This is a genomic window from Pseudomonas sp. MPB23 (assembly GCF_046605395.1).
GTDB lineage: Bacteria > Pseudomonadota > Gammaproteobacteria > Pseudomonadales > Pseudomonadaceae > Aquipseudomonas.
Genome location: NZ_CP176771.1, coordinates 331,357 through 348,570, shown reverse-complemented (window position 1 = coordinate 348,570; position 17,214 = coordinate 331,357). Strand labels below are relative to the sequence as shown.

General features: G+C 60.7%; 16 protein-coding genes. 7 read left to right on the top strand and 9 right to left on the bottom strand.

The annotated features are described in order from the left end of the window. Positions 1-5: 5 nt before the first annotated feature. Entirely contained in the window at positions 6-1,235 is a 1,230-nt protein-coding gene (locus ACLH0J_RS01475) for an MFS transporter (protein ID WP_411392759.1), read from the bottom strand. Positions 1,236-1,407: 172 nt separating this feature from the next. Between ACLH0J_RS01475 and ACLH0J_RS01470 the strand changes: the two genes are divergently transcribed. The 7 genes from ACLH0J_RS01470 to ACLH0J_RS01440 all read left to right on the top strand — a co-directional run bounded on the left by ACLH0J_RS01470 (position 1,408) and on the right by ACLH0J_RS01440 (position 10,380). Beyond that, positions 1,408-2,301 (top strand): LysR substrate-binding domain-containing protein, encoded by an 894-nt coding sequence (locus ACLH0J_RS01470; RefSeq protein ID WP_411390595.1) that lies wholly within the window; start codon positions 1,408-1,410, stop codon positions 2,299-2,301. A 219-nt stretch (positions 2,302-2,520) separates the two neighbouring features. Then, positions 2,521-5,421, top strand: a complete 2,901-nt coding sequence (locus ACLH0J_RS01465; RefSeq protein WP_411390594.1) for a type VI secretion system Vgr family protein — start codon at positions 2,521-2,523, stop codon at positions 5,419-5,421. 35 nt (positions 5,422-5,456) lie between these two features. Further along, a complete protein-coding gene (locus ACLH0J_RS01460; RefSeq protein ID WP_411390593.1) occupies positions 5,457-5,909 on the top strand; it encodes a hypothetical protein in 453 nt (150 codons plus the stop codon). Between the two features lie 98 nt (positions 5,910-6,007). Continuing rightward, positions 6,008-6,304 carry a hypothetical protein gene (locus ACLH0J_RS01455; RefSeq protein ID WP_411390592.1) on the top strand — a complete coding sequence of 99 codons (297 nt, stop codon included), beginning with the start codon at positions 6,008-6,010 and terminating at the stop codon, positions 6,302-6,304. A 34-nt stretch (positions 6,305-6,338) separates the two neighbouring features. After that, entirely contained in the window at positions 6,339-8,363 is a 2,025-nt protein-coding gene (locus ACLH0J_RS01450; RefSeq protein ID WP_411390591.1) for a DUF3274 domain-containing protein, read from the top strand. Next, the gene (locus tag ACLH0J_RS01445) at positions 8,360-10,018 is read left to right on the top strand and encodes a DUF2875 family protein (RefSeq protein WP_411390590.1); all 1,659 of its coding nucleotides are present in this window, start codon (positions 8,360-8,362) and stop codon (positions 10,016-10,018) included. The genes ACLH0J_RS01450 and ACLH0J_RS01445 overlap by 4 nt, the downstream gene beginning before the upstream one ends. A gap of 92 nt (positions 10,019-10,110) precedes the next feature. Beyond that, complete coding sequence (locus ACLH0J_RS01440; protein WP_411390589.1) at positions 10,111-10,380, top strand: PAAR domain-containing protein; 270 nt, start codon at positions 10,111-10,113, stop codon at positions 10,378-10,380. A 368-nt stretch (positions 10,381-10,748) separates the two neighbouring features. On the opposite strand, the gene ACLH0J_RS01435 is transcribed toward ACLH0J_RS01440, so the two are convergent. From ACLH0J_RS01435 to ACLH0J_RS01400, 8 genes are read right to left on the bottom strand one after another with little or no spacing between them, the layout of a single operon-like run. Next, complete coding sequence (locus ACLH0J_RS01435) at positions 10,749-11,144, bottom strand: hypothetical protein (protein ID WP_411390588.1); 396 nt, start codon at positions 11,142-11,144, stop codon at positions 10,749-10,751. A 26-nt stretch (positions 11,145-11,170) separates the two neighbouring features. After that, the gene (locus ACLH0J_RS01430; protein WP_411390587.1) at positions 11,171-12,397 is read right to left on the bottom strand and encodes a beta-ketoacyl-ACP synthase; all 1,227 of its coding nucleotides are present in this window, start codon (positions 12,395-12,397) and stop codon (positions 11,171-11,173) included. Beyond that, a complete protein-coding gene (fabG, locus tag ACLH0J_RS01425) occupies positions 12,397-13,125 on the bottom strand; it encodes a 3-oxoacyl-ACP reductase FabG (RefSeq protein WP_411390586.1) in 729 nt (242 codons plus the stop codon). Before fabG ends, ACLH0J_RS01430 begins: the two co-directional genes overlap by 1 nt. Beyond that, complete coding sequence (locus tag ACLH0J_RS01420) at positions 13,122-13,583, bottom strand: hotdog family protein (RefSeq protein WP_411390585.1); 462 nt, start codon at positions 13,581-13,583, stop codon at positions 13,122-13,124. The genes fabG and ACLH0J_RS01420 overlap by 4 nt, the downstream gene beginning before the upstream one ends. Beyond that, the gene (locus ACLH0J_RS01415; protein ID WP_411390584.1) at positions 13,580-14,746 is read right to left on the bottom strand and encodes a beta-ketoacyl-[acyl-carrier-protein] synthase family protein; all 1,167 of its coding nucleotides are present in this window, start codon (positions 14,744-14,746) and stop codon (positions 13,580-13,582) included. Before ACLH0J_RS01415 ends, ACLH0J_RS01420 begins: the two co-directional genes overlap by 4 nt. Continuing rightward, entirely contained in the window at positions 14,743-15,225 is a 483-nt protein-coding gene (locus ACLH0J_RS01410; RefSeq protein WP_411390583.1) for a hypothetical protein, read from the bottom strand. The genes ACLH0J_RS01415 and ACLH0J_RS01410 overlap by 4 nt, the downstream gene beginning before the upstream one ends. Further along, entirely contained in the window at positions 15,222-15,956 is a 735-nt protein-coding gene (locus ACLH0J_RS01405) for a class I SAM-dependent methyltransferase (RefSeq protein ID WP_411390582.1), read from the bottom strand. The genes ACLH0J_RS01410 and ACLH0J_RS01405 overlap by 4 nt, the downstream gene beginning before the upstream one ends. Next, a complete protein-coding gene (locus tag ACLH0J_RS01400; RefSeq protein WP_411390581.1) occupies positions 15,953-17,200 on the bottom strand; it encodes an NAD(P)/FAD-dependent oxidoreductase in 1,248 nt (415 codons plus the stop codon). The genes ACLH0J_RS01405 and ACLH0J_RS01400 overlap by 4 nt, the downstream gene beginning before the upstream one ends. Positions 17,201-17,214 lie beyond the last annotated feature (14 nt).

Below are 17,214 nucleotides of genomic sequence, written 5' to 3'. Positions count from 1 at the left end.
AGGTGTTACGCGCTTTTTGCGGCTTCCAACGGCGGCAACTTCGCCAGTTTCAACGCCACCAGCAACGCGCCGATCAACAGCGCGACGATAAACCCGCCGATCCCGTTCCACCCGGCCAAATGCCAGAAGAAGCCCCCCGTGGTGCCGGCGACGCTTGACCCCGCGTAGTAGCAGAACAGGTACAGCGACGACGCCTGGCCCTTGGCTTTGACCGCGCGGCGGCCGATCCAGCTACTGGCCACCGAGTGCGCGCCGAAGAAGCCGAAGGTGAAGATCAGCATGCCCGGCACCACCAGCCACAGCGGGGTGAACAGGGTCAGGGCTATGCCGCCGAGCATCGACACGATGGTGGCCCACAGCACGCGGCGGCGGCCGAGGCGGTCGGCCAGGGAGCCGATTTTCGCCGAGCTGTAGATACCCGACAGGTACACCAGCGACAACAGGCCGACCACGGCCTGGCTGAGATCGTACGGGTCGGCCAGCAGGCGGTAACCGATGTAGTTGAACATCGTCACGAACGCGCCCATCAGCAAGAAGGCTTCGAGGAACAGCCACGGCAGGCCGGCGTCCTTGAAGTGCATGACGAAGCCATCCACCAGGCTGCGCGGCTTGAGGCTGCTGGCGCGGAAGTTGCGCGATTCGGGGAGGATTTTCCAGAACACCGTGGCCGCGATCAGCGCCAGGGCGCCGATGATCAGCATCGCGGTGTGCCAACTGACGAAGTCGATCAATACGCCGATGATCAGCCGCCCACTCATGCCGCCAATCGCGTTGCCGCCGATGTACAGGCCCATGGCCAGGCCGATGTGCTGCGGGTGGATCTCTTCGCTCAGGTAGGTCATCGCCACGGCGGCCAGGCCGCTCAACGACAGCCCCACCAGCGCGCGCATCAGCAGAATCCCTTCCCAGGTCGGCATCAGCCCGCTGGCGATGGTGGCCAGGGCCGCGCAGAACAGCGCCGCGACCATCACCGGCTTGCGCCCCAGGGTGTCGGAAATCGGTCCGGTGATCAGCAGGCCCAGGGCGAGCATCGCCGTGGACACCGACAGGATCAGGCTGCTCTGCGCCGCATTGATGGCAAATTCATGGGACAGCGCCGGCATCATCGGCTGCACGCAATACAGCAGAGCAAAGGTGGCGAAGCCGCCGGAGAACAGCGCCAGCACCGTGCGCATGAACATCGGCGTGCCTTTTTCGATATACGCGTCGTTGAGCTGGGCCACCACCTCATCCAGGGCGGTCGGCGGGACTTCTTGAGCGTAGGGAGCGACAGCAGATTTCACGGGGACCTCGGCGGGGAAGCGCGTGCCAGGGGTGGCAACGCAAAAAAGAATATAGCTGCCTAATGATTCTTTCCAATATATTGTTCGACCTGTTTGATAGCTTTAACGACCTAATGAGGCTGATATGGAATTACGTCACCTGCGCTACTTCATCGCCGTCGCCGAAGAACTGCATTTCGGCCGCGCCGCGCAGGTGCTGGGCATCTCGCAACCGCCGCTGAGCCAGCAGATCCAGGCGCTGGAACAGGAGGTGGGCGCACGGTTGTTCGAGCGCACCAATCGTCGGGTCGAACTGAGCGAAGCCGGGCGCTTGTTCCTGCACGAAGCGCGACTGGTGCTGGCGCAAGTCGATAAAGCCGCGGATGTGGCGCGCCGCGCGCAGTTGGGCGAGCTGGGGGAATTGAAGATCGGCTTCACCTCTTCGGCGCCGTTCAATTCCAGCATCCCCCAAGCGATCTTTGCGTTTCGCCAGGCCTTCCCGGCGGTGCACCTGCACCTGCAGGAAATGAGCAGCACCCAGGTGGCCGAGTCGTTGGTGGACGAGTCGATCCAGGTCGGCCTGATGCGCCCGCTGCCGTTGCCGGATTCGCTGAGCATGGTGGAATTGATGCGCGAACCCCTGGTGGCGGTGCTCAACGCCGATCATCCGTTGGTACACGGCAGCGAGCGGGGCTTGCACCTGGCGCAGTTGGCCCAGGAACCGTTCGTGTTTTTCCCGCGCAGCTACGGCAGCGGCCTCTACGCGCAATTGCTCAACCTCGCCCGCGACGCTGGCTTCAGCCCGCACTTCGCCCAGGAAGCGGGCGAGGCGATGACCATCATCGGTCTGGTGGCGGCGGGGTTGGGGGTGTCGGTGCTGCCGGCGTCTTACCAGCGCATCCGCATCGATGGCGTGGTGTATCGCACCTTGCTCGATCAGGAGGCGGTGACAGCGGTGTGGCTGGTGCAACGCAAGGGTGTGCAGACGCCGATGGCAGAGGCGTTTGTGGAGTTGTTGACGCGTAAGGCTGTGGTGTAGGCACGGTCATATCTCAGGCTAAAGTGCCTTGCACGATTCGATCACCGAAAGTCTGTCAAGCAGTCACTATCTGAAACTAATTGTTGGTTTTCAGAATGTTCCTACTCAATGGAGGCGGCCGTCCGACACGTCTTTTTCCTCCCCCCATGCTCAAATTCCCGCCTCTAGGCGAACCTGAATCCCTTCAAAGTCCGCCGCCCTCCGCAACAAGAGGCCAGCATGCCCATCGATCCCGCATCAGTTCTCTCGGCTCAAAAGCACCGTTTGATCAAACTGGCTGTTAAAACAGAATCCGATCACGAACTGTTGCTGGACAGTTTCAGTGGCCATGAAGCGATATCCCAACCGTTCAGCTTTGACTTAGCGTTGCTTAGCCGCGATCCGCTGATCGAACTCAAGACCGTGGTCGGCCAACCCACGCTGCTTGAAGTCGAACTGGCCGATGGCGCTCACCGCTGCATTCACGGCCATATCACGAGCTTCAACCACCTGAAAAATGATGGCGGCCTGAGCTATTACTCGGCAACGTTGAGCCCATGGTTTTGGTATTTGAGCCAGCGAATGGATTCTCGTATTTTCCAAGACCGCACGGTGGTTGATGTGTTGCACACGGTCTTCGGCCATTACGGCGCATTGGCCAAGTTCCGATTCGATCTTGCGCAGGGCGTACCCCTCAGAACCCACAGTTGCGTCACGCAGTTCAATGAAACAGACGAACACTTTGCGCGGCGCCTGCTTGAGCAAGAAGGCTTGTTGTTCTACTTCGAGCACACCGCACAAAGCCACACGCTGGTGGTGCGTCATGATTCCGACAGGCTCGTGCCGCTGGAGCAACAACCGGTCATTCAATACCACCAGGACTCGATCCCGGACGCTGCCGACACCATCAGCGAATGGACTGCCCAACGCCAGCAGGAATCCGACGCCATCAGTGTTTCCTCGTTCGATTACAAGCAGGCAGACCAATGGGAACAGGTCGATACTGGCCTGCTGAAGTCTGCCAGCAACTCTGCACGATTTGAGCGGTACGAATTTTTAGGTCAATACAACCCTGGCAGCCGTGCCGACGCGACCAATCGTGTCGGCTGGCGCCGCGATGCCTTGCATATGCTGAGCAAAACCTTTCGCGGCGTCAGCAATTGCCGAGCGATGGTGCCGGGTTACACCTTCACGCTAACGCAGCACCCCCGACATGATCCCTCACAGGTGAATAGCGGCAGCAATCAGCGCGAACCAGGGGCCACGGTTAATGAGTTTCTGCTATTGAGCGTGCAACATCAGGGACACAACAATTACCTCAACGAAGCGGAAGCGGACTACAGCAATACCTTCACCAGCATCCGTCGCCATATTCCTTATCGCCCTCAATGCTTAACGCCATGTCCAGTGCTTGCTGGGCCTCTGACCGCCATCGTGGTCGGCGATAAAAATTTGGGGGAAGTGCATACCGATGAGTGGGCGCGAGTGAAGGTGCGCTTTCATTGGCAACGCCAACAGCCCGATCAGCGCGACAGCACCAGGCAGCATGCGCAAGACACCGCGTGGCTACGGGTAGCCCAGCCCAGCGCGGGTGATGGCTTTGGTCATCAGTTCATGCCGCGTATCGGGCAGGAAGTGGTGGTGAGCTTTATTGCCGGGGACGTTAACCAGCCTTTGATCACCGGCACCGTTTACAACAGCAGTCACCACTCGCCTCGCTTCAGCGATGTATCAGGGTTGAAGCAGTTGCCGACCAACAACGCCCTAAGCGGAATTAAAACTAAAGAACACCAAGGACGCGGCTACAACGAGTTGTTGTTCGATGACACCCCAGGCGAGCTGCGTACTCGACTTGCCAGCCGTCATCAGGACAGTGCGTTGAACCTGGGTAAACTGACCACGCCACGCAACGAAGGCAAGGCCCAGCCGCTGGGTAACGGCGCAGAACTGCGTACCAATGCTGCAATCGCCTTACGTGCCGCGCAAGGCTTACTGCTGACCACCTACTCCAAGCATCAAGCGCAAGACCCGCAGTTGGGCCGGGAAACGCTGTTGGAATTGCTCAGCCAGTGTGCCGACCTGTTTAAGTCTTTGGGTGAGACCGCCGCCGCACAAGGCGCCCAGGCACTCGATCACGCCGGTATCGAAGCGCTGCGCCAAACTCTGAATCAGTGGCCCGCTGTCGACAGTTCAGCCAGCGGTGATCCGCTGATCGCCATCACCAGTGAGGCGGGAATCGTCAGTGCCACCCCTGCATCCCAAGCCCATTACGCCGGGGGCAATCACGACACGACCGCGCAGGATCATCTGCAAATGACCAGCGGCGCGGCCATGCGCCTGCACGCGGGCCAAGGTATTTCCGCGTTTGCCCAGGATGCTGGCATCAGCGCCATCGCCAATCGCGGCAAAGTACTTGTGCAGGCTCAAAACGACGACATCGCCCTCAATGCACAAAAGAACCTGCACGCCTCGGCGGCTGAAGGTGAAATCGTCCTGACGGCGCCGACCATTCGTTTGGTCGCTGATGACGGCAGCTACATCAAGATTGGCGGCGGCATCGAGATTGGTACGTCAGGCAGCGCCATCGTGCACGCGGCAGACCATGACTGGGTAGGTCCCAAGACCGACCGCGTACCCATGCCAGCGTTTGGGCGCGATGGGGCAGATCAGCGTCACGTTTTGCACTTTGAGGGTGACGCAAAAGCTGCTGCGTTATCGCAGGCTTACAATGTCACGCTGGAGGATGGCAGCGTGGTGCAAGGGATCACTGGAGGTGACGGGGGGACGGAACAGATTCAGCGAGAGTCCATGCAATTAGCCAATGTGAATGCCTTGAAGCCGTTGCTTGACTCAGGTTCGGCGGGCATTGGGGGCGGCCTGAAACCTGCGCCCAGCAAGAACAGCCCGTATGACCTCACCTATCTCATCAAAGACAAGCAGACCGGCGTGCCGCTCAGCGACGTGAAATATCGAATTCAGCTTGAGTCCGGCGATGTCGTCATTGGCATCACCGACGAGCACGGCAACACCCAAACCGTGCAATCCGACACACTACAAATCGCCAAAATCGAGGTGCCTTACGATGACGATAGCGCAACACAACCTCACTCCCACGTCGGACCAGACACCTGTGATTGTTGAGACTTCCACGAAAAAAGCCCAATGGCCGCTCTTGGGTGAGTGAATTTCCGACCAGCGTCAGCCTGGATGACTTGGCTGCACCGTTTGCGACACAGGCAACGGCCTTTATTACTGCTCTTCGTGCCGCAGGCGCAACCGTTAGCATTTCTGCAACGTTACGGCCTGCCAATAGGGCCTTCCTCATGCACTGGGCATGGCAAATCGTGAACAACGCCGCCGACCCACAAACAGTGCCGGAACGTGAAGGCATCGATATTGAATGGGCCCATCAAGACGATGCAGGCGCTTATTCCCATGATAAATCCGTGGCTGGCGCTCAAGCGATGCTCACTGCGTATGGCATCAAAAAAGACCTTAAAGTTTCTCCATCCCTAACGTCCCGACATATCGAAGGCAACGCCATCGATACGACGATCAGTTGGGCGGGGACCCTCACTATCAATAATGCATCAGGTACTGCGGTGATCATCAATACCGAACCTCAATGAATCTTGAGTTGCACGCTGTGGGGAAGACCTACGGCGTTATCAAGTTTTTGGGGGGAGACAAGGACAAACCGCATTGGTCAACGGACGGAAAGTAACCCATGACTACCCATTTCTCAGTAGCGGCAGTGTTGTTGCTCGCATTGACTCAAACGGCTTGCGGATCGGAACAAATTCCCAGCGATATTGGTGAATTCGTTGAACAGCGGGACCTGTGTGACCACTTGCGTGGCGAAATCCCCGATCTGGGTGATGAGCAAGCGCAGGTCATCGACGACATCAACCAGCAATGCCGAGGCACGGACGCTGAACTGCAACGGCTCAAGCTCAAATATGCAGGCAGCACTGCGTTTGAGAACCTGTTGAATCAGTACGAGCCGAACATCGAATCCCCGTGAAATGAGCTGATTGCAGCCTTCAAGGAACTAAGGCATGAGCGACCCCAACTACAGTGTTATCGCCGAACTACGCAGTCGGCTTGTCCCTAATCGCCCCGGTGATCGACTGGTCGCTATCCCACGCGACATGCCCGGCATCGTGATTTTTTTGCATGGCGTTAACGACCCTGGCGCTTCGTATGAGTCGGTGGAAACTGGGTTACTTCAAGGATTGAACGAGCGGCTGCACCGCCCGGATTTATGCGCGGGAAGTTATGGCGCTGACTTTGCGGCGGCCAAGGCGATTCCGGTAGAGGACTTAAACAGTGTCGAACAACGCATGCTCGACGACCCCGATACCTACCTCTACAAACGCAGCGCCGATAAAACCACCCGCAGTTGTTTCATCCCGTTCTACTGGGGCTATCGCGCCGCACCCGACGAAATCAAGCGCGACAAGAACGGCGACCCGACCAAGCTGCGCACCCAGTATCAGGACAACTTCGATAACCGCCTGGACCGGCACTTCGCCAAGGGCGGTGGGTTCTTCGCCAACGCCACCAACAATCTGTTGGAAATGTTTGGCGAGGGATTTAGCAAAATCACCCGGCACGCGGCTAATCTTGTTCTGCCCAATACGTTGTTCATGGGGGCCAACCCGCAACGTCGCTATTTCATTCTGGCTGCCCATCGTCTGGCCATGCTGATCAGCGAAGCGCGCCGTCTAGCCCCCGATGAAACCATCACCATCATGGGCCACAGCCAGGGCACGCTGATCACCCTGCTGGCGCAGGCCTTACTGGTGGATCGTGGCCAGCGCTGCGCTGACTGCGCGATCATGGTCGCCTCACCGTACTCACTATTGCCGAACAAAACTCCGAAAGGCTCAGATACCCTCGGCACCCTAATCGATATCGTGCAGGCCGTGACTGCCAAGCCTCATGCAGGCCCGTCCCTCGGAGAGATGCAATACGGGCAACCCGGTTATGGCGGTCGCACCGGCCCGAACTGGTCGCCGCAGCAGGGTCAGCGCCTGGGGCCGGATGACAGCACGGTGGTGTTTCCCGAGCGTGACAATCGCGGCAAGGTTTATCTGTATTTCAGCCATGACGACTCTACCGTTGGCATCAACGATGTCAGCGGTATCGGCACCTTTGGCGTGCCGTCACATTTACCCGATGGCAAGCCAGCCATGGCTGCGATGCCTTCAGGGTTTTATCAGCGGCTGTGGAGCACGCGGCATCGCGATGAACAGCCAATCTACGTGGGGGCGGAACCTAGTCTCGTGCCCTTGCGCGTCAGAGGAGAGCGTTATTCGGCAGAACATCAGCTAATCCCCGCCATATTGCAAACCCCCACAGGCATCGGTCAAACCCGCTATATCAACGGCGAAGTGCTGGTGCCGCCGCACGCGCCGCAGATGTTCGGCGGTGAAGCCGTCACTGGAAGCCCGACCGCCCCCGGTATTGACGCTCCGGACGCAGTCTCGCAGAACAACGCGCTGGGCAATAGCAACGCCAAGTTCAAATGGGTTGAAGTGCGCAAAAGCCCAACGCGCGTGGCTGAGGCTCAGGAGCTGGCCGCCTGGAATCAGGGCAAGGAGCCGGACGACCAAACTCGCGTGCTGCGCCAGACCGTGGTGTCGGGCAACCCAATGCTCAAAACCGTCGATCACTTTCTAATCGAGCGCGAAGAAACTCCCAACGAAATCCGCGTCCGTCTGGCGGTCGACCCCAAAGAATGGGGCAATAACAGCTATCACTCGGCGATTCTGCGCAGCCCGGAAAACCATCGGTGGGTGACGGCGATGGATGTGGCGGTGGGGCAGGGTAAATGTTTGGACGATCCGCAGATTCGGGAGGTGTTGATTGCGATGGCGGATTGGCGGGTGAATGAAAAAGCATACAAAGAAGGGCTGACCCAAATGCCGGGATGGCCAAGGCTTAGTGCCGACGCGCGATCCTTGGCCACGGCCAACTTCCTTTACTACCAATACGGAACATTTCCCTCTCCTGAACTGGTGCCAATGACGCCGCCGCCACTGGTCAGAAGACCCGCCCCCACAGGAGGTCAATCATGAGCAACCGACCGCGCTTAACGGTTTTCCTCTGGATCGGGTTCGTACTGGTGCTCGGTTGGCTGATGTTCGTGACCTATGAAGTGATGAAATATATAGAGATTGAAGAGATGACGATGAAAAACGTTGCACCTCCCACCCTTGTAGGACTTGCTGCCATCTTTGGTGTTGTGGCGGTGTTGTATGGCGCGGTGTGGAGCGGCAAGGCCGTGATGCAATGGGCCAATGGCGGCGCTGCTGTTGTTGCGCAGCCTGTGCCACTCACCGCAGAACAGATTGCCGAACGTGAACGGACTTATGCGTTGGAGATCAGGGCGGCGGGGTTAGCGGTGGGTGTTTGGCATCAGACCCGCATTTGGAATTTGATCAAAAAAAAGAACGACAACTTTAGCTCTATCTATTCCCAGAAGGCCGAGGATTATCCTTACTCTGCGAGCACCCGACGTAATATTGCTGTGATTAATACCGGCGCATCGTTTCACCATTCTGCCCGCGATGCCGTGGCCTACTGGCCCTTGCCGACCTTTGCGCTTGGCCCTCTCAAGCAGCCTAAAGACAACGGCTCGGAAACCAACATTTTGAGTGGGCGAAATGCTGCCACCCTTGGCGTGACGCTGTTTCTTTGGCAGGACGCAGACAACACCACCCATGCTCAACCCATGATCGAAAAGCTTTTCCAGTTTTTTGATGAACATCAGGAAGTGCCAGAAGCATTGATCATCAGTGAAGATGGCGATGTAACCCGTAGCGCTAACCGAGTTGCCGGAACGCCGGGGCTTCAAGATGGCAAAATGGTGCCAAAGGTCTACGAAAGCATGACCGGCCTATTGGTCTCGCGCTCGGATCGGGTCGATCAATACCTGCGCCCATTTGCCACTAACGAGGAAGAGGACAACCAGAATAAGCGCACCGACATGGGCAAGTTATGGGCGTTTTATTGGAAGCATTCTGTTTTATTCGACGGTATCTATGCGGTCAAGAAGCAAGCTGAGGGGGTAGAGAATGCATATGGCCCCGGCACCATGTCCAGCACCTACTGGCACGCCCAACTTCCCAAACTCTGGCAAACCCTCAGCAATCGCGGCCCCGGCCGTTTCGAACCCACGCCCTGGCTTCCCGTGCGCTGGGCCGAACATCAGATCAAGGAATTCGACGCCGCGCCCATGCTCGGTTACCTGCACCGCCCGATAAAAGTTTCGATGACCAACGAAAACGGCAAACCCCTCAAGCCCGCACTACAGGTCAAAACCCTGCAAAGTGCCTGGCTTAAAGCCCTGAACACCTTGCCCGAAGACGCCGCCCCGGTGCGAGTGTTCTATGACAGCACCGACAACATCGACGGCCTGATTGCCCTCAACAACGCCTTGCATGGATTGAATACCGACGGCACCAGCATCGAACTGGGCAACGTCGAAGAAGGCTACGACCTGGGCCGTCGCCTGGGCAATACCGGCGTCAGCAGCGCACTGGTCGCCATCAACCTCGCCAGCATGGCCAGCTACCTCGACGGCGGCACCAGCGCCGTGGTCTACAACGGCAGCGACGGTACTACTACCGTACAAATGGTCCGCCCACCGGACGAGGCCACCAAAGCCAAAAACGCTAAAACCCGTTGGGCCGACCCCTTCAGCTTCGGCGCCCCGGGAGGCAAGCAATGAAGCGGCCTATTTGGGAAGGCGGCATGTTGTCTAGCTTTGATACCACTTGCGCATGTTTTCAAGTACCAGCCGTAACAGCCGGGAGTTAAGTAATGAAACAACCCGTTTGCTTAGGCGACACCACCGGCCGTGGCGGTAAGGTCATCGACTGCCAACTTGCAGGCACTCACCAGATCAACGGCAAAACCGTGACCGTAGTCGGCGATAAAGCCACCTGTCCGTTGCATAGTGGTATCTACGCGTTCACAGAGGGCCACCCACATCGACGGATGAACGGCCTGAGCATCGTCCTGGATGGGCATCGGCTGGAATGCGGCTGTCATGGGATAGCAAGTCATGCAGCCAACGTGCAAGTGGGTTAACTGCCAACACAACCCGTTTGGTACAGGGCTCTTCCTGAGCGTGGCTGCGCTTTTCTACCGTAATGAAGCGAGCACCCTATGCGATGTCTAGATTGACCTTCATCAGCATTGAGAATGCGCACACGAGCGAAAAAGCAGCAGTACGCAGTGCGCTTGGGTTGCGATGAGGTGGGTGATGGATGAACGGCGTTGTGCCACTGATTGCAGCAGATTTTTTTCAGGCATACTGCCCGAGTTCCCGAAAGGGGCTTGTGAGACTCTGAGGATCCTGGGCAACCAGCAATTGCAGAGCCAGGCAGGAAGCGGTGATGACAAGCCAACCTGTTTGTGAAGAGGGCGCCGAAAGGCGCCCTTTGTCGTTTCCGGGTTTACTGCATCCCCGCCGAACGCAACGCTGCCATGATGTCCCGATCCAGCATGCTCACCCAACGGTTGTAGTTGCGATGGATCTTGCCGTCCTTGTAGCCCAGGTCGCGGCTGTCACGGTAGGTGATGGCGTAGCTGTTGCGGGTGTAGCGGATGTCGATGGCCGCGTAGAACTGATTGCGCACATTGATTTCGGCCTGCACCAGTTGCGGGCTCAGGCGCTGTACCGTCCAGTTGCGCTTTTGCAGGGCGTCGACGATCACCGTTTTCATTTTTTCTTCGCTGACCTGGGGGCTGGCCACCAGCTCGTGCTGGGTGTTGAGTATCGGTTTGCTGGTGCAACCGGCGGTGGTCAGCAGGGCGAGGGTGATCAGGGTGGCGCGTAGCAAGGAAGACATTCCGTTTTCTCCAGTCGATTAAAAAGTCAGGACCAGCGGCGAAAGATCAACGAGGTGTTGACGCCGCCAAAGGCAAAGTTGTTGTTCATCACATAGTCGTGGTGCATCTCGCGGAACTCACCCTGCAGGTAATCCAGCTCGCCGCATTGCGGGTCGACGCAATCCAGGTTGAAGGTGTGCACGTACTGGTCGCGGTTCATCATCTCGATGCTGAACCACGACTCCAGCGCGCCACAGGCGCCCAGGGTGTGGCCGAGGAAGCTTTTCTGCGAGCTGATGGGCATGCGGCTGCCGAACAGGCTGTGGGTGGCCAGCGTCTCGGCGATGTCGCCCTGGTCGGTGGCGGTGCCGTGGCCGTTCACATAGCCGATGGCCGAGGGCTCGAGCCCGGCGTCTTCCAGGGCCAGTTCCATGGCGCGGCGCATGGTTTTCTGCTCCGGGCGGGTGGTGTGCTGGCCGTCGGCGTTGCTGCCGAAACCGACGATCTCTGCATGGATATGCGCACCTCGCGCCAGGGCGTGTTCCAGCTCTTCGAGCACCAGCATGCCGCCGCCTTCGCCGATCACCAGGCCATCGCGGCCGCTGTCGTAGGGGCGTGGACTGGTCTGCGGCGCGTCGTTCTTCAGGCTGGTGGCGTAGAGCGCGTCGAACACCATGGCTTCGGTGGGGCACAGCTCTTCGGCGCCGCCGGCGAGCATCAGCGGCAGACGCCCGAACTTGATCGCCTCATAGGCATAGCCGATGCCCTGGCTGCCGCTGGTGCAGGCGCTGGACGTGGGGATCAGCCGCCCGGTCAGGCCAAAGAAGATGCTGATATTCGCCGCCGTGGTGTGGGGCATCATGCGCACATAGGAGTTGGCGTTCAGCCCCTCGGCCACCGAGTTGAGCAGCATGTTGCCGAATGCCTTGATCTCATCGGTGCTGCCGGTGGACGAGCCGCAGGCAACGCCCATGCGCCCGTCCTTGATCGACTCGTCGCCGAGCAAGCCTGCGTCCCGCAACGCCTGCTCCGCTGCCCACACCGCCAGGCGCGAGACGCGGCCCATGCTGCGCAGTTGCTTGCGGGTCCAGTGGGCGGGCACGACGAAATCGTCGATCGGCCCGGCCAGGCGTGTATTGAGTTCGGTAAAGCGGTCCCATTCGTCCATGCGCCGGATGCCGCTGCGGTTGGCGCGAAAGTTGGCCGCGATGGTGTCCCAGTCGCTGCCCAGGGAGGTCATGCCGGCCATGCCGGTAACGACGACACGTTTCATCAACACAGGCCTCCGTTCACGGCCAGGACCTGGCGCGTGATATAGCCGGCTTCGGCCGACATCAGGAAATTCACCGCGCCGGCAACTTCTTCCGGCGTGCCCATGCGCTGCGCCGGGATCATTTTCATCAGTTCTTCCACTGGCACGTTTTCATCGAGCATGGCGGTGTCGATCAAACCGGGCGCGACGCAATTGACGGTGATCTTGCGCTTGCCCAGCTCGATGGCCAGCGCCTTGGCCGCGCCGATCAGGCCGGCTTTGGAGGCGCTGTAGTTGACCTGGCCACGGTTGCCGATCAGCCCGGACACCGAGGTAATGCACACGATACGCCCGGCGGCGCGACGCCGGATCATCGGCATCATCACCGGGTGCAGCACGTTGTAGAAACCGTCGAGGTTGGTGCGCATCACCACGTCCCAATCGTCCTCCGACAAGGCCGGGAAGGCACCGTCGCGGGTCAGGCCGGCGTTGAGCACCACGCCATAGTACGCGCCATGTTGCTCCACATCGGCTTCCAGGATCTGCTTGCACGCCGCGCGATCCGCCACGTCGAATTGCAGCACCCGGGCCTTGCGTCCCAGGGCCTGGATCTCGACCTGCACCGCGTCCGCTTCGGCGCGGCCACTGCGGCAATGCAGCACGATGTCATGGCCGGCCTGGGCCAGACGCAGGGCAATGGCGCGCCCGATACCACGGCTGGAGCCGGTGACCAGTACGGATTCAGTCATGGCGTTTCGTCCTTCGATTCATCTAAATAAGTGGCCGCCTGGGGCGGTCGAAATACGTTCAAGCGGGCGCTGGCCTGGATGCCGTCGCCGGTGAGGTGGCATTCGAACACACCCATGCCGTTGTCGTCTTCCAAAGAGCGCAGGCCATGGATGCTCAGCTCGGCGCCGAGGGGAAAAACCGCCACGTTGCATTCGAACTTGCGTGTGCCGAGCAGGAAGCCCAGTTCCACGGCTTCGCCTTTCTGGCGCGCGCGGCAGCCGGCATAGGCGGCCACGCTTTGGGCCATCAGCTCGATGCCGACCCAGGCCGGCAGGCTGCCGTCGGGGCGGTTGAACAGGCCGTTGGGCTTGACGGTGACGCGGGTGTGAATCTGCTCTTCATCGAACGACAGCACCTGGTCGATCAGGATCATGTCGCCCGCATGGGGCAGCAGTTCGGCGAGTGGCCAATCGATCATGGGGCCTCTGCGATTATCAGGCTGACGTTGTTGCCGCCGAAGGCAAACGAGTTGCTCATCAGGCAGCGTTTTTCCAAAAGCTCACCGACATGCGCCCAGCGCAAGGCGGGCAGTGCCGGGTCGGCCTGGCCGTCCCACACGTGGGGCGGCAGCCGACCATGGGCCAGGCTCAACCAGCAGAACGCCGCTTCCAGTGCGCCGGCGGCGCCCAGGGTGTGGCCGCTCATGGGCTTGGTCGACGAGCAGGGCACGCCTTGGGGAAACAGGCTGGCGACGGCCAGGCTTTCCATGGCGTCATTGTGTTGGGTGGCGGTGCCGTGCAGGTTCAGGTAGCCGATCTGCCCGGGCTGCAATTTCGCACTGGCCAGGGCCTTGTGCATCGCCTGCAACGCGCCTTTGCCGGTGGGTTCCGGCGCGGAGATATGGTGCGCATCGCAACTGGCGCCGCTGCCCAGCAGGGCGATGAAGGCGGGCTCCCGGGTCATCAAAAACAGCACCGCGGCTTCGCCGATATTGATGCCGTTGCGGTTCACCGAAAACGGGTTGCAGCGCTCGTTCGACACCGCTTCCAGGGCGCTGAAGCCATTGAGGGTCAGCTTGCACAGGCTGTCGACGCCGCCGCAGATCACCGCGTCGCACACGCCCAGGTCCAGCAGGCGCCGCGCGCTCATCAGCGCGCGGGCGCTGGACGTGCAGGCGGTGGAAATCACATAGGCCGGGCCGCTCAATTGCAGCCAGTCGGCGAGGAAGTTCGCCGGCGCGCTGAGTTCCTGTTGCTGGTAGTCGTAGTCGCCGGGGAAGCGGTGGTCGCGCAGGTAATGGGCGATGCCGCGACTGGCTTCGTCGATACCGGAAGTGCTGGTGCCCAGCACAATGCCGACCCGCGACGGGCCATAGGTGAGGATCGCCTGGCGAATCTCGCCTTCGATCTGCAACGCCGCTTCCAGCAGCAACTGGTTGTTGCGGCTGCTCTGCTGGCCCAGCTCGGGCGGGATGATCGCCAGCTCGCCGTGCACGCCGCCCACCGGTAGCACGCGCTCCGGCACCCAGCCGCTTTCGCCGCGCATGCCGGAGCAGTCGCCGGCGAACAGATTGCGGCTGACCTCATCCTGGCCGCGTCCGAGGGCGCAGATTACGCCGAGGGCATTGAGATAGGCGGTCATCGGCCGGCCCCGAGCGGGCTGATGCGATAACTTACGGGCTGCCCGCTGATGTTCACGCGGAACACCTCCGACGACTGATAGACGATCTGCCAATGGCCCGGCAGGGTGCGCGTCAGGTCCATCGCCTGGGCGTCGGGATAGAGCGCGCGCAGGTCATCGGCCGACGCCAGGGCGAACAGCAAGGCGGCGAACAGCTCGCGCGCCTGGGGATTGGGCGGCAGCAAGCCGTCGGCTTGCCACTGGCCGTCGATCAGCTTTTGCCGGGCCTGGGGGATGCCCAGCGGGTCCATCATCGACCAGCGGATGCCGCCGCCCTCGCGCTGGATCACCAGCAGCCAATCCTGGCTCTGGCCCGCTTCCAGGCGCTGCACATGCAATTGCAGCGGCAGGGCCAGGGCCGGGGTTTTCTCGGGCAGCGGCGCTTGGCTGGCGCAGGCGCTCAGCAGCAACAGGGCACCGATCAACAGCCGACGCATCATGTTGGCGCGCTCGCCAAGGGTTTGCGGGCCACGCAGTTGACCAGGGTTTCTTCGCGCTGGCCCACCGGCGGCGGCTGGCGCAGGCCCCAGCGTTCCAGCAGGCCGAAATCGCGGGCGCGGCTCCACCACAAATACGGGTACGAGACGTTCTGCGCAGCGAACTCGAAACCCTGCTCGCGCAGCATCTCCAGGTATTGCCCGGCGCTTTTCTGCACGTGCATCGGGTGGCGGAACAGCCAGCGGATCACCCAGGTGTCGATGTAGGCTTCGGTGGACTCGGCAAACAGCAGGTAGCCGCCAGGCTTGAGCACCCGGTAGAACTCTTTCAAGGCGCGATGCTGCTCGACCAGATGATGGAAGGTTTGGTGGCAGAACAGCAGGTCGACACTCGCGTCCGGCACGTTGAGGGTGGCGCAGTCGCTGCCGATCAGCTCGACGTCCAGGCCCTGGCGCGCCGCTTCTTCGCGGCTCAGCGCCAGGCTGTGGGGGTCGGCATCCAGGCCGATCAGGCGCGCGGGCGCGAACACCTGTTGCAGCAACTTGAAGGATTTGCCCTGGCCGCAACCGGCGTCCAGTAACACCGGCGCCACCGGCAATGGCTCGCTGAACAGGCTGCGCAGGTCGTTGATCGCCACGCGCAACACGTGGTGCTGCCAGGTATGGCTGCGCAGGAACCAGAAGCCGAACTTGGTTTCTTCGACGTAGTTCTTACTCAAGTACTGACTGCTCACGCGACATCCCCCGCACAAATCTCCGACAACATCCGCAACCGCCGCTTGGGCTCGCTGACAAACGGGTTGCGCTCGTCCCAGGCATAGCCGGCGAGGATCGAACTGATCATGCGGCGAATCTCCGGGGCGCTGCCGGGATGGAAAATCACGTCCTGGAAAGTCCCGGCGTACCAGCCTTCGACGTAGCAGCGGAAGGTATCGACACCGCGCTTGAGCGGTTCGGCGAATTCGCGTTGCCAGTCCACGCTCTCGCCGCTGAGCTGGCGATGCAAGAGGCCGGCGGCCATGCTCGCCGAACGCATGGCGATGGTCACGCCGGACGAGAATACCGGGTCGAGGAATTCCGCCGCATTGCCCAGCAGCGCAAAGCCCGGGCCGTGCAGGGTTTTGACGTTGGCCGAATAGCCGCCGATGGTGCGCGCCGGCGTATCCCACACGGCGTTGTGCAGCACGCCGGACAGGCTTGGGGTTTCGTCGATGAAGCTGCGCAGGCAGGCGTCGAGGTCGCTGTCGCGGCCGTCGAAATGCGCCTGGGCCGCCACCACACCGATGGAGCAGCGCCCGTTGCTGAACGGGATGGTCCAGAACCAGATATCGCGTTGGGTCGGGTGGGTGGTGACGAGGATCTTGGTGCGGTCAAACCCTGGGTGCTCGATGCGGTCTTCGACGTGGGTGAACACCGCCTGGCGCACCGGAAAGTCCGACGGCGCTTCCAGGTCCAGCAGGCGCGGCAGCACGCGACCGTAGCCGCTGGCGTCGAGCACGAACTGGGTCTTGATGTGGTACTCGCTGCCGTTCTCGCGGCGCACATGCACATAGCGGCACGCGCCGGAAAGGTCCACGCCGATGAGGGTTTCGCCGTAGCGAATGTCCACGCCCTGCAACGCGGCCTGATCGGCCAGCAACTTGTCGAACTCGCCGCGCTGCACCTGGAAGGTGGTCGGCTTGCCGTTGCTGAAGGTATCGCTGAAGTCGAACGCGCTGTAGCGCTCGCCCCAGGCGAACGCGGCCCCGGTTTTTACCTGGAAACCGGCGGCCTGCACCGCGTCGAGCATGCCGGCTTCTTCGATGAAGTCGATGCAGTGCGACAACAGGCTTTCGCCAATCGAGAAGCGCGGGAAGTGCTGGCGCTCGATGATCAATACATCATGCCCTTTGCGCTTTAGCAGCGCGGCGGCGATGGCACCGGACGGGCCGGCACCGATCACCACCACCTGGCGACGTTCCATTTCAACTATGGGCACGAGGGCTCCTTGCC